This is a genomic window from Paraburkholderia sp. BR14312 (assembly GCF_040948675.1).
GTDB classification, from domain to species: Bacteria; Pseudomonadota; Gammaproteobacteria; order Burkholderiales; family Burkholderiaceae; genus Paraburkholderia; species Paraburkholderia nodosa_A.
The window spans coordinates 131428-150227 of the sequence record NZ_JBFPKI010000007.1; the positions used below are offsets into that span (position 1 = coordinate 131428).

General features: G+C 58.8%; 14 protein-coding genes and 11 pseudogenes. 13 read left to right on the forward strand and 12 right to left on the reverse strand.

Annotation, left to right across the window (positions count from 1 at the left end; all coding sequences use genetic code 11):
* Window positions 1-205 precede the first annotated feature (205 nt).
* The gene (locus AB3X98_RS20675) at window positions 206-640 is read left to right on the forward strand and encodes an Lrp/AsnC family transcriptional regulator (protein WP_368604252.1); all 435 of its coding nucleotides are present in this window, start codon (window positions 206-208) and stop codon (window positions 638-640) included.
* Window positions 641-1097: 457 nt separating this feature from the next.
* Here AB3X98_RS20675 and AB3X98_RS20680 read toward each other — a convergent pair.
* From AB3X98_RS20680 to AB3X98_RS20710, 7 genes and pseudogenes are all read right to left on the reverse strand, one after another.
* Window positions 1098-1181, reverse strand: a pseudogene (locus AB3X98_RS20680) (IS3 family transposase); the annotation flags it as partial.
* A 75-nt stretch (window positions 1182-1256) separates the two neighbouring features.
* Window positions 1257-1874, reverse strand: a pseudogene (locus AB3X98_RS20685) (ExeA family protein); the annotation flags it as partial.
* Between the two features lie 2 nt (window positions 1875-1876).
* Complete coding sequence (locus AB3X98_RS20690; protein WP_368604251.1) at window positions 1877-2461, reverse strand: integrase core domain-containing protein; 585 nt, start codon at window positions 2459-2461, stop codon at window positions 1877-1879.
* Window positions 2462-2559: 98 nt separating this feature from the next.
* Window positions 2560-3684 (reverse strand): annotated as a pseudogene (locus tag AB3X98_RS20695) (tyrosine-type recombinase/integrase); the annotation flags it as partial.
* A gap of 49 nt (window positions 3685-3733) precedes the next feature.
* The gene (locus AB3X98_RS20700; protein WP_368604250.1) at window positions 3734-4396 is read right to left on the reverse strand and encodes a tyrosine-type recombinase/integrase; all 663 of its coding nucleotides are present in this window, start codon (window positions 4394-4396) and stop codon (window positions 3734-3736) included.
* Window positions 4393-5337, reverse strand: a complete 945-nt coding sequence (locus AB3X98_RS20705) for a tyrosine-type recombinase/integrase (protein ID WP_368604249.1) — start codon at window positions 5335-5337, stop codon at window positions 4393-4395. The genes AB3X98_RS20700 and AB3X98_RS20705 overlap by 4 nt, the downstream gene beginning before the upstream one ends.
* Window positions 5334-5798: a tyrosine-type recombinase/integrase gene (locus AB3X98_RS20710; RefSeq protein ID WP_368604248.1), complete on the reverse strand. Its 465-nt coding sequence runs from the start codon at window positions 5796-5798 to the stop codon at window positions 5334-5336. The genes AB3X98_RS20705 and AB3X98_RS20710 overlap by 4 nt, the downstream gene beginning before the upstream one ends.
* Before the next feature lie 1035 nt (window positions 5799-6833).
* Between AB3X98_RS20710 and AB3X98_RS20715 the strand changes: the two are divergent.
* The 4 genes and pseudogenes from AB3X98_RS20715 to AB3X98_RS20730 form a co-directional block, all read left to right on the forward strand.
* A pseudogene (locus tag AB3X98_RS20715) lies at window positions 6834-7301 on the forward strand (transposase); the annotation flags it as partial.
* 400 nt (window positions 7302-7701) lie between these two features.
* Window positions 7702-7887 carry a hypothetical protein gene (locus AB3X98_RS20720; protein ID WP_368604247.1) on the forward strand — a complete coding sequence of 62 codons (186 nt, stop codon included), beginning with the start codon at window positions 7702-7704 and terminating at the stop codon, window positions 7885-7887.
* A 236-nt stretch (window positions 7888-8123) separates the two neighbouring features.
* Window positions 8124-8402 carry a hypothetical protein gene (locus AB3X98_RS20725; protein ID WP_368604246.1) on the forward strand — a complete coding sequence of 93 codons (279 nt, stop codon included), beginning with the start codon at window positions 8124-8126 and terminating at the stop codon, window positions 8400-8402.
* A 17-nt stretch (window positions 8403-8419) separates the two neighbouring features.
* Window positions 8420-9709, forward strand: a complete 1290-nt coding sequence (locus tag AB3X98_RS20730) for an NAD(P)/FAD-dependent oxidoreductase (RefSeq protein WP_368604245.1) — start codon at window positions 8420-8422, stop codon at window positions 9707-9709.
* Between the two features lie 131 nt (window positions 9710-9840).
* Here the strand turns inward: AB3X98_RS20730 and AB3X98_RS20735 are convergent.
* A pseudogene (locus tag AB3X98_RS20735) lies at window positions 9841-10616 on the reverse strand (transposase); the annotation flags it as partial.
* A 1-nt stretch (window position 10617) separates the two neighbouring features.
* On the opposite strand from AB3X98_RS20735, the gene AB3X98_RS20740 reads away from it, so the two are divergent.
* From AB3X98_RS20740 to AB3X98_RS20750, 3 genes are read left to right on the forward strand one after another with little or no spacing between them, the layout of a single operon-like run.
* Window positions 10618-11133, forward strand: coding sequence for a transposase (locus tag AB3X98_RS20740; protein WP_368604244.1), 516 nt, complete (start codon window positions 10618-10620; stop codon window positions 11131-11133).
* Entirely contained in the window at window positions 11109-11462 is a 354-nt protein-coding gene (gene tnpB, locus AB3X98_RS20745) for an IS66 family insertion sequence element accessory protein TnpB (RefSeq protein ID WP_011876295.1), read from the forward strand. Before AB3X98_RS20740 ends, tnpB begins: the two co-directional genes overlap by 25 nt.
* Before the next feature lie 32 nt (window positions 11463-11494).
* Window positions 11495-13075: an IS66 family transposase gene (locus AB3X98_RS20750; protein WP_368604243.1), complete on the forward strand. Its 1581-nt coding sequence runs from the start codon at window positions 11495-11497 to the stop codon at window positions 13073-13075.
* A gap of 60 nt (window positions 13076-13135) precedes the next feature.
* Here the strand turns inward: AB3X98_RS20750 and AB3X98_RS20755 are convergent.
* A pseudogene (locus AB3X98_RS20755) lies at window positions 13136-13501 on the reverse strand (IS5/IS1182 family transposase); the annotation flags it as partial.
* Between the two features lie 33 nt (window positions 13502-13534).
* On the opposite strand from AB3X98_RS20755, the pseudogene AB3X98_RS20760 reads away from it, so the two are divergent.
* Window positions 13535-13819: pseudogene (locus tag AB3X98_RS20760) on the forward strand (transposase); the annotation flags it as partial.
* Here the strand turns inward: AB3X98_RS20760 and istB are convergent.
* Window positions 13816-14064 (reverse strand): annotated as a pseudogene (gene istB, locus AB3X98_RS20765) (IS21-like element ISBmu3 family helper ATPase IstB); the annotation flags it as partial. The pseudogenes AB3X98_RS20760 and istB sit on opposite strands and share 4 nt — an antisense overlap.
* 309 nt (window positions 14065-14373) lie before the next feature.
* Here istB and AB3X98_RS20770 point away from each other — a divergent pair.
* The 3 genes and pseudogenes from AB3X98_RS20770 to AB3X98_RS20780 form a co-directional block, all read left to right on the forward strand.
* Entirely contained in the window at window positions 14374-14574 is a 201-nt protein-coding gene (locus AB3X98_RS20770; protein ID WP_368604242.1) for a hypothetical protein, read from the forward strand.
* Window positions 14555-15415: pseudogene (locus AB3X98_RS20775) on the forward strand (recombinase family protein); the annotation flags it as partial. The gene AB3X98_RS20770 and the pseudogene AB3X98_RS20775, both read left to right, overlap by 20 nt.
* A 161-nt stretch (window positions 15416-15576) precedes the next feature.
* Window positions 15577-15639 (forward strand): annotated as a pseudogene (locus AB3X98_RS20780) (hypothetical protein); the annotation flags it as partial.
* A 477-nt stretch (window positions 15640-16116) separates the two neighbouring features.
* On the opposite strand, the pseudogene AB3X98_RS20785 reads toward AB3X98_RS20780, so the two are convergent.
* Window positions 16117-16730 (reverse strand): annotated as a pseudogene (locus AB3X98_RS20785) (IS21 family transposase); the annotation flags it as partial.
* A 234-nt stretch (window positions 16731-16964) separates the two neighbouring features.
* Window positions 16965-17141, reverse strand: coding sequence for a hypothetical protein (locus tag AB3X98_RS20790; RefSeq protein ID WP_368604241.1), 177 nt, complete (start codon window positions 17139-17141; stop codon window positions 16965-16967).
* A gap of 477 nt (window positions 17142-17618) precedes the next feature.
* Between AB3X98_RS20790 and AB3X98_RS20795 the strand changes: the two genes are divergently transcribed.
* A complete protein-coding gene (locus AB3X98_RS20795) occupies window positions 17619-18692 on the forward strand; it encodes a saccharopine dehydrogenase (protein WP_368604240.1) in 1074 nt (357 codons plus the stop codon).
* The last annotated feature ends 108 nt before the right edge of the window (window positions 18693-18800 follow it).

Sequence of the window (18800 nt, forward strand, 5' to 3'; positions counted from 1 at the left end):
CAAACTGGAGAGTATGTTAGGGCTAGCTCACGTCGGATCGTAGCTAGCCAATATTCATGTTGCCACTTTATTTTGGCAGATGGACGATAGAACTTCGCGATTCGACGAAAACCAAGGGAATTCCCTGAGGGCCAGGCAACTAAGCTTCTTTTTACAACCATGCTGGATCTCGCTTGGCTATCGCAATCAAACCTGGACACTCGCCATGCAAATGACTGATTCGATCGACGACAAACTGCTCGGCTTGTTGCAGGTGGATGCCCGGGCGGCTATTGCAGACCTTGCTCGACAATTGGGGCTTTCGCGCACCACTGTTCAGAGCAGAATTGACAGGCTTGAACGGAGAGGAGTAATTGCTGGGTACAGCGTCAGATTATCGGACGAGTACGAGCAGGGGCTCGTGAAGGCGCATGTTCTTATCACTGCGCTTCCCAAACTAGCTTCTCAAGTCGAGGGTGAGCTGCGAAAGATAACGGAGGTTCGGACAGTGCACTCTGTCAGTGGCGCTTTCGATTTGATAGCGATCGTGACAGCGCATTCTGTCCAGAAGCTGGACGTGTTAATCGATACGATTGGTCGTTTAGACGGCGTTGAAAGGACCACTTCATCGATCATTTTATCGACCCGGATAGACCGGTGACACACATCCTCCCCTGCAGGCATGGTCGACGATCCACCGGAGCTCCGATTAGCCCTCGCCGCCCGACGACTCGCTCGATGTTGCTGCCACTGCCAGTGGCGTCGACAGAGAAAACATCGCTTCAAGTTTACCTGGCCTTAGCGGCTTGTCGTCGACCGAAGCAAGGCAACTCCTATCAGTGCAATGAATTGCTGCGGGCCCTCTACATGACCTACTACCTGCAAGAGATGGGCTTTGGCGCCCTCGCAATGCAAGTGTATGGAAACGCCGGCTTCGGAATGACCGCCGCGCCAGTCGAGCCTACGCCCAGCGCCACCACGGTCCCCGTTAGGAACTGCGTCGCAAAGGCGTGCCGTTGACGCCGGAGGGAGCCGGCCGAGTTTGCGGACCGGCAGACGACTGTTGATGTCCGCGCAGAACTGACCCACTGGGGATGCGGCTATTTTCTTGGACTGATTTACGTTGTCAATCCGAGGCTTTCACGGTACTCGATGGGACTGAGATAGCCAAGGGAGCCCTTGATCCGTTTCTCGTTGTACCAGCAAACAGGCAAACCTCGTGATGCCTGTCGCAGTAGTTCCAGTCCCGAGTCGGACAGCAGCGTATGCGTGCAGCCGGCACTCTTGAGCGCGTGCGAGATCAGCTGCGCGAAGCGCTCTCGCTCGATGATGGGCTTCAGTTGCACGCGCGCCTGGATGCGGCCGTAGAGGGCGGCGTACGGGGCGCGTTCGAGCGTGGAGGCCAGAGACGGATGGGCCGCGAGCCAGACGGTAAGCAGATCACGCGAATCGAACGCGAAATTCAGAAGCGACAGGAAGTCGTGGAAGAATTCCGGCGGCAGGTTCTGGGCTTCGTCGATGATCCACACGGGCAGCATCTGCTTGCCCTCGACCAGTTCGGTGATGCGCTGCTTGAGATCGCGCCACAGGTCTGCGCGTCGGTGGCGAGGCTCCAGTCCGAGCGCGCGGGCAAGCGAGCGGTACAGGTCAATGCGGCCGAATTCCGTCTCGGCCAGATAGATGACGTGGTAACGGTGCGGGTTCAGGCCGCGGGTGATGTGGCGCAGTGCGGCGGTCTTGCCCACGCCGGGCTCGCCCGTCAGCAGACCGAAGCCGGGGCTCTGGAGCAGCCACTGGAAACGCTCGGCAAGCGCTGCGAGCGCGCCGTCGTCCCACAGGTCCGTGCTGTCCTTGTCCAGCGGCGCGCGGCGCAGGCCGAAGTGCTGTCGGTACATGATCAGCCCTCCTCCCGGTAGTAACGCCGATGCACGAGCTCGAGCAGGTTGGGTCCCGGCACTGCGGCAGCTGTCGCCGGCTCGGACTGCGGCCGGTGTCGGCGTCGCGTGCTGTTGGCTACCATGTCGAGCGCGGTGGCGGCACCCAGCGCTTCGCCAGTCTGGCTTTCGATATGCACCACCGCGCCGGCATGCGGGTCGACGACGAGCATCACGCTCTGTCCGGCGAGTTCATACGGGACCTCGAAACGCCGGTTCTGGTAAGAGACGGTGCCATCGCGGCGCACGTGCCGGGCAACACGATGCCAGAACAGTTCGTCGAGCTGCGCGGCCAGCGGCCCGAGCAGCCGGATGCGCGGCAGATCCTGCTGGTAGCGCGACAGCGGTGTCTGGTTACCCAGCGCGCTGTGGGGCTGACGGTGATAGACCTGTTCGACCCATGCCCACAGCCTCGCGTTGAGGTCCGCGAGTTCGCGGATGTGCGTGGTACCGAGTTCAGCCAGGAACTGGTCGCGTAATGTCCGGTGCCAGCGTTCAAGCTTGCCCTTGCCTTCGGGCGCATATGGCCGGCAATACACGAGCCGCATCGACAGTCGTGCGCAGATGCCCTGCAGCGTCGAAGCGCGGTATCCAGGCAGCGGTGTCGAAGGATATCCGCGATCTGCTTCATGGGAACTCCTGCCTGAACCAGCCGGCTTCCTACGCTGTGTCGCAGAACGTGGGTTCCCCGCCGACGCGGATCATTGCCGCATCGTGCATGAGCAGCACGGACAGTATTGCGAACGACACTCGATCCGACTGGTTTGTTGAGTGGCGCGCGATGCCGCAGAAATACCGCCCGGCTATCGGAAACCGGGCGTCCGTCAGTCAGGTATTGAGCAATTGCGAGGCCGGTCCGGCGCGGCAATGGAAGCACGTCTGTTCGTCGTGCCTTGCCTGCTTGTAACCGCAACGTTCCGTCGCGCCAGTTCAGATCGTCCAGTTGTAGCGAAGCCACTTCGCCGGCACGTAGCCCCAGGTCGGCCATACACCGGGCCATCGCATAGTCTCGGCGGCCGATCGCGGATTTGCGATCAAATGCGTTGAGAAACCGTTCCAGCTCCGCCTCAGATAGCGTGTCTGGTAACGATTCGAATCGCCACTGGGCGATTCGCGGAATCGCGGCAATAAGGCTCAGAACGTGATCTCCGTGCATACCCCGGAAACGCAAGTAGCTCCGTAATGCAATTCCCATGCGTTTGCCGGTGCTCGGCTTGCATCCTTCGAGGTGACTCACGATAAATTGATGAACATGTTCCGGTTTGACTTGTGCCATATTGATTCTCGATGCACCGAATCGATCCGACAGGAATGTCCGTGCGATGCCCGTTTGCAACCTTCTCGTAGAAGCGGCCAGCCCGCAGACCTGGTCAAGGTGTGCGTCAAATTCCCTGATCTCCTCCTGTATCCAATGGGGCGTGTAATCGGGCCGACGGGGAATGTCTTCCCTTTGCCGCAGCACGACAAGCAGAAGTTCTAACGCGCACTCAACATGGTGGCGGCTTCTTGGCGTGCGCAATGGGCAGTCGCACTGAGGCAGGTGTTCATCCAGAAAGCAGCGTATCAACGCTTCATCAATCTGACTAAGTTTGGCGCGTCGCTTGCGCAGCCAATATGCAAAGTGCGCGACGCAGCACGAATACTTACGGACGCTCCACGACGAATATCCTCGCTCAATCAGATACGTCAAATACGCTTGATAGCAGGGTTCGAGCACGCCGTTCGTCAACCATGCCCGGGTCCGCTGCAGTAACACGACATCGTTGTCCATGATGTCCCTCCTCAAAAAGCCGAACTACCTCCTGAGGAAAGCACTTTTATTATGCGCAGTCTACTGTAACCAAAAACCTGCCTGCAGCACAGCAAACGGCGGTTTGAGGGGTAGCGCTGCACATAATCGCGAGATCGTCATAACTCCGACCTTTCCCGATCACCCGCACGTGAGCGCCACCGCCAAGGATCAGGTCCTCACGTTTGAGACCGGTCATCTCGGACAGGCGAAGGCCGGTCTGTACTGCGACCAACATAAAGGCGTGATCGCGCCGGCCAGACCAGGTGCCTTGATCAGGAGCGGCTAGCAAGGCGTCGACTTCAGGGCGCGTCAGGAAGTGGATCAGTGTACGCGTGAAGCGTTTGCTCGGGATAGCAAGCACCCGCTGGATCTGCGCCGAATGAGCCGGAGTTTCGAGGGCTGCGTAGTGAAAGAAAGAATGAATTGCCGCGAGGCGTAGATTGCGAGTGCGAACGCTGACACCCTGGTGCTTCTCGAGTTCATCGAGGAACGCGACAATCAAAGGCGCATCGATGTCTTCGAAGTTAAGCCGGGACGGCGGCTTATGCAAACGCTGCTGCACGAACTTCAGAAGTTGCCGAAAGGTATCGCGATAGGAGGTGATGGTGTAAGGGCTCGCCTGACGCTGCTGCATCAGGCGCTGCGTGAAGAAGAGTTCCAGTAGTGGAGCGAACGTCGCTGAGGTAGTCATTGCACGTCCTCCCAGCGTTGTTCGAGTCGACGCATCGCCTCATGCATCAGTTCGGGCGAGGCGCTTAAATACCACTGCGTATCCTCAACGTGGACATGACCGAGGTAGGCCGACAGGATTGGTAGGCGACGCTCGGGATCCTGATCGGACCGGTACCAGCGTACAAGTGTGTTGGTTGCGAACACGTGGCGCATATCGTGCAGACGCGGCCCGTGACTGTCTGATTCACCGCGCAAGCCGATCTGCCGCGACAACGCATAGAAAGCACGATGAATCTGACCGCTGTCCAACCGGTTGCCCCAGCTCGAAACGAACAGGTACGAAGATACCGGTCGCCCCGCCCAATGACGTTCGCGTTGTGCGATATAGTTTGCGAGCACCTCGCAGGTCGAGGCATGCAAAGGAACCAATCTCGTCTTGCCTAGTTTCGCTCCGTGAACAGTCAGTATCCCTGCTGTCAGATCCACGTCCTGGAGCTCGAGATTGCGCGCTTCGCCCAGACGCATGCCTGATACGCTCAGTAATCCGAACAGGCAATAATAGGTCGACGGCAGAAGTTCTTCGCGTCCGTTTCGGTATGGCATCTCAAGCGCGCCCCGCAATAGTGCGCGGATCTCTCTGGTGGAATATAAATACGGTCGAGCCCGCTTCGGTTGAAACGGTAACAAGCCTGGTGCTGGTATCTCGGTGCGGAGATCGGTGGCACTGCGATGGCGCGCAAACTGTCGTACATAGCTCAGACGTTGCGCCCATTGCGCGGGCTGGACATCCGATGGCTGTTGAGCCCACGCGAGAGCCAACGCCTGGGTAACGTAGGGAGCACGATGCTGTTCCATAAACGCGACGAAATCTGGTAGTGCATTGCCTGCCTCTCTCAGCTTGAATCCCAAGCTGCGCCTCAGATCAAAGTAATCCTGAACGGCCTGTCGAAGTGTGTTCATCGCACACCTCCCGGCCAGGGCAAAGCTAGTGTGCGCAATGCCTTGATGTCTACCGACGTATAGATCCTCGTAGTGTTGGGATCACGATGACCCAACACCTCGCCGATTTCGCTGAGCGAGGCCCCGCGGCTCAACATCTGGGTGGCCAGGCCGTGGCGGAACTGATGGGCACCCATCGTGGGTGCGTCGATGCCAGCGCGCTGAAGCGAATGTCGGACGAGGGAGCCGACGCCACATGGTCCATGAAAGCCGGTGATGGGCGCCTTTGCGCGTAAAAATACGCGACGACTGGCGCTATGAGGACGCCCGCGCAGCAAATAAGCGGCAATTGCCTTGCCGACATCCGCAGGTAGGGGCATCTCGCTGCGTTGCCCACTCTTGCCGTGCACGCTGACCTGGCCGGCGCGCCAGTCGATATCATCCAGCTCGAGAAATGTGATCTCACCAGAGCGTAACCCCAATCGCGCAAGCCTGGTGCACGGAGCTGCACGAAGCTCACGATATCCACGGCACGTAATCGCGATAAGTTGACCTTCCCGTTACCGAAACAATGGTGTAGAAAGTCGCAGACGAATGGCACGTAGTAGTTGATCGTTGCATCGGCGAGAGCCCGAGCATCGCGCAGGTACTCCGCGTATGCCTGTGCACAGATCTCAGCCGGTGGCACCCGACGTGTTGCTGTCTTCTCGACAGGAATCACGCCCTCACTCCGCATAAAATCGATGAGGTGACGGAGTGCTGCCCGATCTCCAAGGTTAGGTTGCACATGTCGGGCGCGAAAGCGCAAATACCGTGTCGCGTGGTCGTAGCAGATGTCCTTTACGCTGACACCTCTCTGCTTAAGCCATCGACTAAAGCATGCGGCGATACGTATCTGCTGCTTCATGGACTGCGCGCTGTATCCCTGGGCGCTGATCGCATCCGCAAACGATACCAAATGGGCTGCAAGCGGCCCTTCTGGCGCATGAGAGAGGTTGACCTGATCATGAATGGCGTACTTCACGATGACCTCCTTCCCCGGCGTGGGGAGCTGTTGGAAGGAGTTCAAGATTATCTCTATCCGGCGTCAGCTGTTTGACTAGGAAAAGCGCGTCCTCATGCAATTACAAGACATAATTCGGAAGGGAAGATAGTGTCGACTATCTCTTGATAGAGATAGGAGGCACACCTCGGCAATGCGGCTTCTGGAAGCGGGAGTAGATCCCACGGTGATTGCTCTATGGCTAGGGCATGAGCGCGTCGACACCACACCGCGATCTATCTTCATGCACATCTGGGTATCAAGGAGCAAGCCCTCGACCGAGCTCGAATGCCCACCGCGAAGGTGGGTCGATATTGTCCCACCGACAAGCTCCTGGCCTTCCTAGAGTCGCTCTGATTATGCCGAAGCCTACTGCGCGTTCACCACCCCCGGTGCCGCCTTCCCGCTCCGCATCGGCGTAATCCGGAAGTCGGCGTAATGAAACTTATTCCGATGTCGGAATAAGTTTCACAAGATCGGCAACATCCTCAACGTCATGCCCAAATCGCAGCACGGCAAGTCCAAGGCGACGCTCGCGGAGATCTGGAATGCCGCGACGAGAGCCGATGCAATCGTCGCGTTCAACCAATTCGTCGACACGTACGCGGCCAAGTACCCAAAGGCCGTCGAGAAGCTCATGAAAGATCGCGACGCGTTGCTCGCGTTCTACGACTTCCCTGCCGAACACTGGCAGCACGTGCGGACCACGAATCCGATCGAATCGACGTTCGCGACGGTGCGCCATCGCACGAGCCGCACGCGTAACTGTCTGTCGCGCGCGACCTTCCTTGCCATGGCATTCAAGCTGATTGAAGCGGCCGAGAAGTCATGGAGAAAGGTCCGCGGCGTAGAGAAGATAGAGCCGCTTCTGAAGGGCATTCCCTTCAAGGATGGAACCCCGGTGATCGAAAGCACACCGGCTCCTCAAGCGCTGGCCGCCTGATCACGCCGACCGACCCGCATACACCACTCTTGACGATTGCTCGCCTCACGTCGATCCTGATGTTGTGTGGCACTGCGTCCATCACCCTCGTGCCGACATACGACAAGATCGGCATGCTCGCGCCAGTGATTCTAGTCGCGGGACGCCTGCTGCAAGGCTTTTCGGCAGGGGGCGAATTCGGAGCGGCCAATTCATTTCTGACCGAGCAGGATGCAAAGCAGAGGGGGTTTTCGGGAGTCTGCAATGGTCGACGTCGGGTCTCGCCGTATTGGCGGCCTCGCTCTTCGCCTACGGCGTGAATCGCTATCTGTCGCCGTAACAGATCGATTCCTGGGGCTGGCATCTGCCGCTCGCCTTTGGCTGTCTGATCGGACCGATTGGCCTCTACATCCGCAGGAATGTGAACGAGACGGCCGCGTTCGAGCAAGCGAGCGACGTGGTGCCACACAAGCCGCTGCGTGAAACGGCGCAATCACATATGTCAAGCGTGCTCATGGGCGCGATCATTTCCGGAACGGGCAGCCTCGCGAGCTTTATGAACATCTACATGCCGACGTTCGCAATTCATAATCTGGGAGTCAGCTAGGACGCAGCCTTTTTATCACCGATCCTGAGCGGCCTCGTATCCGTCGTGTTCCCGATAATCGCTGGTATCGCAGCGGACCGACTCGGCACCGTCAAGGTGATGCGTGCCACACTACTGTGCGGCATGGTGCTGATCCTGCCGCTCTTTTACATGCTCACGCGTGCACTGCCGCGCGTCAAACAAGATGAGAGCTCACATCCAGATTGTCGCGCCACAGTGCACCGAGCACCGCAACATTGATCGCATTCCAGTGCACCCTTTCACTCGTGTTCTACAGCTTCTACTACGCGCCGGCCAGCTCGTTGCTATCACAACTCTTTCCCACATCCTGCCCTACCACCGGCTCGTCGCTCGCCTACGTAATCGCGATGACGCTGTTCGGCGGACTCACGCCTGTCATGACCAACCTTCTCGTAAAATTGACGGGCAGCATCATGTCGCCTGCCTATTACCTGATAGTAATTTCGCCCCTCGCGCTCGTGGCTCTGATCGCCAGCCGCAAGCGAGTCAACTGACATATCTCCAAGCTAACATGCTGCCCATTCAAGAAATCACATTGAAACCCGAATTGCCCAAGCAGGTCTCCGTCGCAATTATTGGCGGCGGAATCATTGGTATCAGTTGCGCGCTCGCGCTGGCGCGCAAAGGTGTCGACGTCGCGGTGTTCGAAAAAGGCACGATCGGTTGCGAACAGTCTTCGCGCAACTGGGGCTGGGTGCGCTCCATCGGACGCGACATTAAAGAACTGCAACTGTCTTTCCTCGCGAACGATTTGTGGCAGTCAATCCAATCGCAAATCGACGTGGGCTACCGGATGACGGGACTCGCATATCTTGCGAAAGACGAGTCGGAGATGGCTTTGCATCAAAAATGGATCGATGCGTCCGGCGCCGGCGGTGCCCGCGTCAGGCTTCTTGGCAGAGCCGAACTCGCTAGGTTTCTCCCGCAGTCGAGCCGCACATGGGACGGGGCGCTCTATAGCGCGATCGACGGTGTCGCAGAACCCACGATGGCCACACGAGGCATCGCCGAACTCGCTCGCGCGAACGGTGCATCGATCTTCGAACACTGTGCGGTGCGGGGCATTGATATATCGGCGGGTCGCGTGTCGGCTATCGTGACCGAGCACGGCGTCGTGAAATGCGCCGACGTGGTTTTGGCAGGCGGTGCGTGGTCGCGGCTGTTCTGCGGCAATCATGCAATTGACTTTCCGCAACTCAAGGTTCATGCGTCCGTGCTGCAAACCACGCCTATCGACGCTAAACTGGACATCGCGATCAACGGGGGGGACTTCACATGCCGCAAGCGCTGCGACGGCGGATACACAGTGTCGAAACTCGGCGCCTCGGTCGCCGATCTCACGCCCGATAGCATTCGCCTGAGCACGAAATTCCTGCGTGCTTGGCTCAAAGAGCGCAAGTATCTGCGACTCCGTTTCGGACGCCCCTTTTTTGATGAACTGAAGATTCCGCGCCGCTTCAGCATCGACGGCCCGACGCCGTTCGAATCGTACCGCGTGCTGGATCCTGAGGCTAACAACGGCATGCTCAACGACGCAATGAATTGCCTGAAGCAGACCTTTCCATCGTTCGCCAATGCGACGATTGCACGTACGTGGGCAGGTATGATTGACGTCACGCCCGATGCGCTGCCGGTTATCTCGAAGGTCGAGCGGATACCGGGTTTCTATCTCGGTTCCGGCTTTTCAGGCCATGGCTTCGGCATTGGACCGGCCGCAGGCGCGGCGCTCGCCGATCTGGTGACAGGGGATCGCACGCAGGTCGGGATCGAAGACTTTGCCCTGAGCCGCTTTTGCTCGTAGGGATGGGGGCTCCTCCTTTGACAGCGGGACCCATAGCTAGCACGACTATATACATCCGCCACCGTGACGCCTTCGAGCCCTATGCGGCTCGGTAGTCGGACCTGAATAATTCGTTTTGCGCGGCGCGACCATCATGCCGTGAAGACGACAGTGGGCGAGCGGTTGCGCAAAGCGATCAGAATGAGGGCGTAAAAAAGCCGCAGCTTTCTGAGGATCATGCGCAGGTTGTGGCCGGCGCCGCACAACACCGCGTGCATCGCATCGCCGAGTGCGCCTTTGAGCCAGTTCCGATCGAGTTTGCCGTCGGCCTTCATGTGACCGATGGCCGGCTCGATCGCGCTTCGCCGTCGGATCATCGCGCGCAGGTTCCGCCTAATTCCTCGTCGCAATCCCGGGTGATAGATCTTCACGCCATCTACGGCGACACCCTTGTAGCCTCGATCAACAACGGCCACTTCCGGCTTCACGTCGCTTAGGATTGCCGCCTGCTCCAGTGCCTCGGCCAGCGTATGGCCGTCATACGGATTGCCCGGCATCGAGCGCGCTCCGATCACAGCCCTTCCTCGTGGGTCGTCGTGATCGACACCTTGACGCCGAATTCGTACGGCGTGCGCGCTTTGCCCTTGGCCAAGCACTCAACTTCCGGCGCATGCAAGGCGTACAGCTTGTTCTTGTCCTTCTGCTTTTGCGACAGGATCCGCCTGGTTCGACCGACCAACTCTGTAAGCGCGCCGCGTCCGGCGTCGCCAACTGAATCGAGCTGACGGTCCACATCACGCATCACCCGCCCAACGCGCGAGCGCAACGTGCGCAGCGCCTTCTTCGTAAGCGATCCATTATCGACGTCTACCCAACAGTACTCTGAGCGGGGAGCATAGGTGTCCACCTACCGTTGAAGGTGGACACCTATGGCCGACAAAGACTCAGAGTTAAAAGTAGTTCGCAAGAGTGCCGACGGCCGTCGGCGCTACGACGAGAAGAGCAAGCGGGTACTGATCGAGGCGGCGTTGCAGCCGGGCGTATCCGTGGCCCGGTTGGCGCAGGAGCACGGAGTCAATGCCAACCTGTTGCGCAAGTGGATCACGAAGTTCTTGATGGAGCGCGAGCAAGGCATCTTGCCAATACAGCACGCCGGTGATGACACCGCCTCGCCGGATGAGGTTGATGGCGTGGCCATCAACCAGTCGGATTCGCGTGAGCTCGTCGCCACCGCTGCTGCACTTGCCGCGTTCGTGCCGGTCGTTTCGATACCGACTGCGCCGGTGCCGACACCGCCGCCTTCGTCCATGGCGCTCGCGCTGCATGTGCGACTGGCCAACGGTGTCGAGCTCGAGATGGGCAAAGCCATCGCGACCATCGACGAACTGACCACCCTGGTCCAGATTCTGGGGAGGATGCCGTGTTCCGGTTCGACGAAAACCTGAAGGTGTACTTGCATCGCGATCCTGTCGATTTCCGCTACGGCATGAACAGCCTCTCGATTCTCGTCGAGCAGGCCATGCATCTGAACCCGATGGATTCCTCTCTTTATATCTTCGGAAACCGCCGTCGTGACAGGGTCAAGATTATCGGCTGGGATGGAAGTGGTTTCTGGTTGATGACAAAACGCCTTGAAACAAGCCGTTTTATCTGGCCCGACAGGAAGACCGAAGTCGTGGCATTAACGTCGGCGTCGCTGCACGCGCTGCTCGATGGCGATGACATCACTGCGATCCGCCGACATCCACGGGAGGAATATCTGCGCGTGAGCTGAACATGGGCAGGGCATGCGTGGTCTAATCTGGCATGCCCGCCCAGATCACGATCTCTGCCGAGGAACTCAATGCGTTACTCGCCATGCGCGAGGCGTATGCCACCCTTGAGCGCGAGCACGAAGAAACCCGCAGCATGCTGCGTCTGGTGAGCGCGGAGCGCGACCTGGCCGAGGAACGGCTGCGTGCCTACCGGCGTGAGCTGTTTGGCGCAAAGAGCGAAGTACGGGACTCGGAACAGTTCGGGCTGTTCAACGAAGCTGAGGCGCTTGGCGCGAATGCGGCACCCGCCCAGGAAGATACACTCGAAACGAAGGTCGGTGCGCATATACGTAAAAAGCGCGGCCACCGCAAGCCGCTTGACCCCAGTCTGCCCCGCGAGATCCGGCGGCACGAGCTCCCGGAAGCCGAGCGTTTCTGCAGCAACGACGGCCATGCACTGGTCGAGTTCGGCGTGGAAATCAGCGAACAACTCGACGTGATTCCCGAGCAGTTGCGCGTGATCCAGCACCAGCGCGTCAAGTATGCCTGCCCGTGCTGTGATCTGGGTATCAAGGTCACGCCGGCGCTGCCGCGCATCATCCCACGAGGACTACTGACCGAATCAGCGCTTGCCTGGATCGCGACGGGAAAATTCCAGTTTGGCATGCCGTTGTATCGCCAGGCTGGCCTGCTTCGCCGCTTCGGAGGCGATATCTCGTCGAACACGATCGCTGCCAGCATGGTCAAGGTCGGCCTCGCAACGCAGCCCGTGATCAACCTGATGCGCGACGCGCTGCTTGAGGCAACGGTGATCCTCACAGTCGAGACGACCTTCCAGGTGCTCAAGGAGAAAGGGCGCAAGCCACAGACGAAGAGTTACCTGTGGTGTCAGATGACAGGCACTGGAATCCCGATCTGTTGCTATGCCTATACGCCGGGTCGTGGGGCAAAGCCGGCCGACAAGCTGTTCGCCGGCGTGCAGGAAGGCGCTGCGCTGATGACCGATGGCTACGAGGCTTATAACGGTATCGCCGAGCGGTACAAGCTCGTGCACCTTGGTTGCCTCGTTCACGCGAGACGTTACTTCGTCAAGGCAGAGGAAAATGTTCCCAAGGCAGCACGTACGCCAGATCTGCTCGCAACACGCTTCATCAAACTGTTTGGCAAGTTGTTTGCCGCCGAGGCACGCAGTAAAACGTGGAATGCAGGGCGGCGTCAGCGCCTGCGGCAACGCTATAGCGCCCGCGTACTCCAGGTCATCAAGGATCTCATGATCGAGCAGTCTCCGGGAGTGCTGCCCCAGAGCCTGCTCGGCAGGGCACTGAGCTATCTACGTGAGCAGTGGCCGAAGCTTGTGCGTTACCTCGAGAACGGCGACTGGCCGGCATCGAACAATTTCTGTGAAAATTCCATTCGCCCGTTTGTCGTTGCACGCAAGGGCTTCCTGTTCGCAGATACGGCTGCCGGGGCACATGCCAGCGCAAATCTCTTTAGTCTCGTTGAAACATGCAAGGCCAACGGTATCGATCCATACCGTTACCTGGCCTGGCTGTTCGAGCGCTTGCCTCTGGCAAAGACCGCCGACGACTACGAGGCGCTCGTGCCTTGGCGGATGCCGTCCCCCCGGAACTGATTCGCAGCATATCCACTCCACAAATCAACGCGCCTGTCCACCACTCAGAGGGACGGCGATAATGGATCGCTTACCCTTCTTCATGCGCTTGTACTGCTTCGCATGCGCGTAGCGGCCAATCTGACGCGCGAGGTGCGGCGCCTCGCGATTGTAGTTCTACCGCAGCTTCAATCCATGCCGTGCCGCAGCCTTCACCAGATGTTCGCGACACCGCTCGAGCAGGCGAGAATCGGTTGGATGGGCGATCGCCTTTTGCATGACCGTCGTGTCGACAATTACACGCTTTGCGCTTGAGGCCTTGATCACGCCCGCGCGCTTTGCCGCTTCGATCGTCTCGGCCAGCAACTCCTCAACTCCGGCTTCACCCAGGCGCTTGCGCCAGCGCGTCAGGCTCGACGGATCGATCGGTGGCTCGGTCTGTAAAAACGGTTCTTTCCTGCAAATTCTGTCGAGGTCTGGATGGGTCCGAAGACAGCGGTGAGCGAAGGCGATTTGTTCCGGCATCCTCTGCGCGAGCAGATCAACGTGAAACATCCGCTGGTGCGTCTGGCCGATCTGATCAACTGGGATGGATTGAATGCGGCGATGAGCGCGAGCTTCGTCTCACGCAAGGGTCGACCGGCCACCTCACCGAGGCTGATTGCTGGCTTGTTGTATCTCCAGCATGCGTTCGATCTGTCGGACGAGGAAGTGGTCTGGCAATGGGTGGAGAACCCGTATTGGCAGGTCTTCACCGGCGAAACACGGTCGTCGAGCACTTCGAGCAGATCGTTGCGTGCGCCCTGGTCGACGTCTTGCAGCCCCCAGTCGTCAAGCAACAAGACGTCCATCTTTGCGAGCTGTGCAAGCCGACGTGTGAAGCTGCCGTCGCCGTGGGCGATCTTCAATTCCTCGAACAGCCGCGCGACGCGCACGTACAGCACGGAGAAGCCTTGTCGGCAGGCCTGCTGGCCGAAGGCGCAGGCGATCCATGTTTTTCCGGCGCCAGTCGAAGCAGTCACATACTGCCCGCGAACAGCTGGTAGAGCTGGTTCGCATCAACTACCCGTTCCATCCTCGTGCGGGCCATGAGGTCGAGGTACTTGGCCGATCCAAGCACGGCACGGAGGACTTCTTTATCGTCCGACAGCCCGACGGCACGAGGACGCATCTTCCACAGTGGATGACGCTGCCGACGGCCGGCGACGTTCCCACGCACTTGCCCCCGCGGTTGCCATTGCGTTGTTTGCGGGCATTGCGGCGCGAACTCGACTCTGTCTTATCTTCATCGACTATTGCCCTACCACACGGAGGCGTCGATGAAGCGAATCCCGCCGCGAGCGCGCCCGCTCGTGCAGACCGACTTGTTCGACGCCGTAGCCGCGTCGATGCCACTGGCGAACCTGCAACAGCATCACGACGAGCTCGTCGAACTGCTGAGCCAGCTTCTATGGCAGGTGGCAAGCCAGGTAGACGTTCCCGAACGACTGGAGGATGACGATGAGCAAGATCAGCCCTGAGCATTTGGCGCGCGGCGCTTATGTATACGTACGACAGTCTACCGCCGACCAACTGCGCAACAACCACGAGAGTCGCCGACGCCAATACGCTTTGGCGGATCGAGCGCGTGCACTCGGTTGGACAGAAGTCGTGGTCATCGACGACGATCTCGGCGTGTCCGCCGGAGGCGTCGCACGGCCAGGTTTCGAGCGACTGCTGGCAGCGATCTGCGGCGGGCACGTAGGCGCAGTGGTCTCCATCGAAGCGTCACGGTTGGCGCGCAACGGCCGCGACTGGCACACGCTTCTGGAATTCTGCGCGCTCGTGGATAGCGTCATCGTGGATGAGGACGGCGTCTACGATCCGCGCAGCGTCAACGACCGGCTGCTGCTAGGCATGAAGGGCACGATGTCGGAGATGGAGTTATCCCTTCTGCGCCAGCGGTCCGTCGAGGCCCTCAAGCTCAAGGCCGCGCGAGGTGACCTTCACACGACGGTTGCTATGGGCTACGTGCGCAGCGAGGGAGACCGGATCGAACTGGACCCCGATCTGCGTATCCGCCAGGCGATCTCGATAGTGTTTAGCCGATTCGCCCTGGGTGGGAGCGTGCGCCAAGCGCTGCTGTGGTTTCGGCAAGAGCACGTCGAACTGCCCGCGGTGGTCTACGAGGAGGGCCGGCGCCGCGTGGTCTGGCGGCTGCCGGTCTATAACACGGTGCTCAAGATCCTCACTAATCCCGTCTATGCCGGTGCTTACGCGTTCGGTCGAACCGAAACGCGAGTGCGGATAGAAGCCGGCCGCAAGTGCATCGTGCGCGGCCATCGTCGTCCTCAGGAGCACTGGCAGGTCTTGATACAGGACCACCACGAAGGCTATATTGACTGGCATACCTACGAGCACAACCAACGCGTGATCGCCGACAACACCAACATGCGCGGCATTATGGCCCGCGGCGCGTGCGTCGCGGCGAGGCCTTGCTGGCAGGGTTGCTTCGATGCGCGCACTGCGGCCGCAAGCTGCACGTGGCCTATAGCGGCCGCGACGGCAACACGGCCCGCTATCACTGCAGGGGCGCTGCGATCAACCACGGAATGGAACATGGCTGCATCTCATTCGGCGCGCTACGCGTGGACGAGTCGGTCTCCCGTGAAGTCCTGAGCGTGCTACGTCCACTCGGGGTACAGGCAGCGTTGCGCGCTATTGAGCAACGGGCCGACGATGAACACGCAAAGCGGCGACAGCTCGAACTCACGTTGGAACAAACCCGCTTCGAGGCAGCTCGCGCGCAGCGACAGTTCGATGCCATTGACCCTGGTAATCGACTGGTAGCCGCCGAGCTCGAGCGGCGCTGGAACGAACGGCTCACCGAGGTCGCCCAGCGCGAGGCAGAAATCGAGGCGCTACAGAGCCAAGCTGATTCGAGCCTGACGCCACGGCAGCGTGAAGAACTGATGGCATTGGGCACGGACTTGCCGCGCGTGTGGTCTCATCCTTCTGCGGGCAACGAAGTGCGCAAGCGCATCTTGCGCTGCGTCCTGAAAGAGATCGTGGCACGCGTGGTCGAACTCCATCGCGTCAATGAGGCCGCCGATCCAGTCGGGTGTCGCTTCCGAACGCGTGGCGCACGCATACGTGTAATTCGATGCGCCGAGCACGGCGACGAAGATGTGCGCCTTGAACGCAATGCCGCCGGTGCGATCGAGAATCGGCACCGTTTGCCCGGCGTAGTCGGCGAACAATTTCTCGCCGGCGTAATGTTGCTGGGGCATCGACCGCTTCAACGTCTGGGCCCAGTCCTTGTATCGCTGACAGAACTGCGTGTAGCGCAAGGTCTTCTGGCCGGGGTTCGCGCCGACGTACTCTTCCCACAGCAGTTGCAACGTCACCCTTTGCGGCGCAACTCCCGATGAATCCAGGCGCAGTCAGGCTCCATGCGCTTGCCTGCGGCCGACGTCGGAACGGCGCCGTTGACGAGCAACTGCTCCAGCTCTGCCTCGGACAGCGGCTCGATCTTCGCCCAGTCCAGGCCGGCCGAAGCGGCAAGCTGCAAATATTGGGTAATGGTACCGAGCCCGACGCCGAGCGCGCCGCTCGCCTGCCGGTGAGACAGATTACAGGTCCATTTGAGGCGAAGCACATCCTTGATTTTGCGCATGGTCGTCCGGTGAGCCGGCATCGTCGGGTTCTCCCAAAAGGAGCCACCTTAACCGCCGGCCGATTGAGCCATCCGCAGTACCGCCAACCGAAACCGCGCCTTTCGTTTCGGTCCACCGAACACGCATTTCGGCGGAGTGAACAGCCGTTTCGGCAAGCTGAACACCGATTTCGGGAAGATGAACACGCGTTTCGGAGCGCCGAACACCGATTCCGGAATTCCCCGGGACTGTTCGACTTCGAGCGAAACGGCTGTTCACCTTCCTCCCGAAACCCTGTTCGACTTCAACCGAAACGCGTGTTCGGCTTCGCCGAAATACGCACGATAGCCCATCAATTCAATGAATTCGGCCAGGATCTGTCGTTTTTCCGTCCGGTCAGAACGGCGATACCGCTCGCCGACTGCTTCGGTCAATTCACTTCTTGTTGTCATGCTGAGCCGCCTCGTCATAAGTCGTCCCCGTCAGCCGTCTGACAGGTAGCAAAATACTTGAGCCAACGAGCCTAGCTCGGTAACAAAAATCTTGAGTCAATGCGCCGGCGGCGGTTGTAGTTGAAGCCAGACAGTCTGCCGTTACTAATTGCTTTGGAAATCTGTGGATCTATTAACACACCCTGTCTCAGTTGTCGCATTTGCGACTTGAAGGTGTTATCGATCGGTTCGACGCCCGACCGGAATACGGGCCTCAGAAGGCGCCATATATGTCCGCGCAAGCTGCAACTGAAAGGAGCCGTATCGCCTTTGAGAGCAGATGTCGTCGAGCGTAATCCGATCCGTTAGCGGAAGCTGGCGTGGAACTTGCGTCGATCTCTGTGTCAATTCGTTACACGAAGGCAGTCTTCGGCATCTGTATCAAGCAATTCCGCCACTCTGGACTGCGCTCGTTCCGTACCAACTGGAGATAGGTCAATGAAAAACATCTGGCTCCGATCGGAATCCAAGCCATTTGAGCGGCGAACGCCACTTACGCCAACCAACGCAGCTTTTTTGATCAAGAGGGGGGTTAGAGTGACCGTTGAACGTTCGAATATGCGGTGTTTCGCAGATGATCAATATGAAAAAGTCGGTTGCGAAATCGTCGCGCCACACTCATGGCAGCACGCGCCGTTGGACGCTTACATCCTAGGATTGAAAGAGCTAAGGAGAGATTTCACTGAAATTCGCCACACGCACATTTATTTCGGTCATGTTTTCAAGAAGCAGACGGGTGCGACTGAGGTGCTTGCCCGGTTCCGAAGAGGCGGAGGTACTCTACTTGATCTCGAGTATCTGCGAGACTTTCGTGGGGTTGAGCTCGTCAGTCGGGGAGTAAGCTTCTGGGCAGGGGTGTGCGGTGCGGCTGTAACGCTTGAGCTTATGGAGAGAAAACTAGATGGCGCAGCAAAAGCGGATCTTGCGAAGCTCTTTTTCAATGATTTCGAAGAACTCGTGGAGAATCTGCGAAAGGGGATAGAGAGCATAAGAAGTATGAGGATTCTCATACTCGGGGCGGGAGGAGCGACTGGTTCAGGAGTCAAGCACTTACTGAATTTTCTCGAAATACGTCACGAGTGTTGGGGAAGAGTCGAGACGGCATCCAAACCTCGAAATGAGTTATTGGACTTTGATTTGCTATTTAACTGCATCCGTTCAGACGAAACCACGTCATTACTACTTGACGAAACAATGCTTGAGTCACCACATCGGCTTTCCATGATCGGCGACGTAAGTTGCGACGCGGCTAGCCCATACAACCCGATACGAATTTATCACGAGTCAACCAATTTTATCGAACCAATTCAAAGATGTGGTAAAGAAATCGGTGGCGTCGACGTCGTTGCTATAGACAACGTTGCGTCGTTATTACCTTTCGAATCCAGTGAGGCTATAAGCAACGAGTTATTTCCCTTCCTGTGCGAACTTGGGGCACCCGGGAGCTATGTGGCCGGATCTGCATGGTCAGTGGCACATCAGCATTTCTCTGCAAGTCTCGTGACGGCATGAATGATACCCAGAAGTCGGCACGCTCATCCTCATTGAGCCGGACCACGCAACACACGCTATGACGCAGAGCGAACCATATCGAGCTTTCCAAATTTTCGCCGATTGCTC

Excerpts from the sequence above, each read along its gene's own strand:
- AB3X98_RS20675 (WP_368604252.1), top strand. The coding sequence starts at position 206 with ATGCAAATGACTGATTCGATCGACGACAAACTGCTCGGCTTGTTGCAG.
- AB3X98_RS20705 (WP_368604249.1), bottom strand. The coding sequence starts at position 5,337 with ATGAACACACTTCGACAGGCCGTTCAGGATTACTTTGATCTGAGGCGC.
- AB3X98_RS20740 (WP_368604244.1), top strand. The coding sequence starts at position 10,618 with ATGGCCGACAAAGACTCAGAGTTAAAAGTAGTTCGCAAGAGTGCCGAC.
- AB3X98_RS20790 (WP_368604241.1), bottom strand. The coding sequence starts at position 17,141 with ATGACAACAAGAAGTGAATTGACCGAAGCAGTCGGCGAGCGGTATCGC.
- AB3X98_RS20795 (WP_368604240.1), top strand. The coding sequence starts at position 17,619 with ATGAAAAACATCTGGCTCCGATCGGAATCCAAGCCATTTGAGCGGCGA.
- AB3X98_RS20700 (WP_368604250.1), bottom strand. The coding sequence starts at position 4,396 with ATGACTACCTCAGCGACGTTCGCTCCACTACTGGAACTCTTCTTCACG.
- AB3X98_RS20770 (WP_368604242.1), top strand. The coding sequence starts at position 14,374 with ATGAAGCGAATCCCGCCGCGAGCGCGCCCGCTCGTGCAGACCGACTTG.
- AB3X98_RS20730 (WP_368604245.1), top strand. The coding sequence starts at position 8,420 with ATGCTGCCCATTCAAGAAATCACATTGAAACCCGAATTGCCCAAGCAG.
- AB3X98_RS20750 (WP_368604243.1), top strand. The coding sequence starts at position 11,495 with ATGCCCGCCCAGATCACGATCTCTGCCGAGGAACTCAATGCGTTACTC.
- AB3X98_RS20690 (WP_368604251.1), bottom strand. The coding sequence starts at position 2,461 with ATGCGGCTCGTGTATTGCCGGCCATATGCGCCCGAAGGCAAGGGCAAG.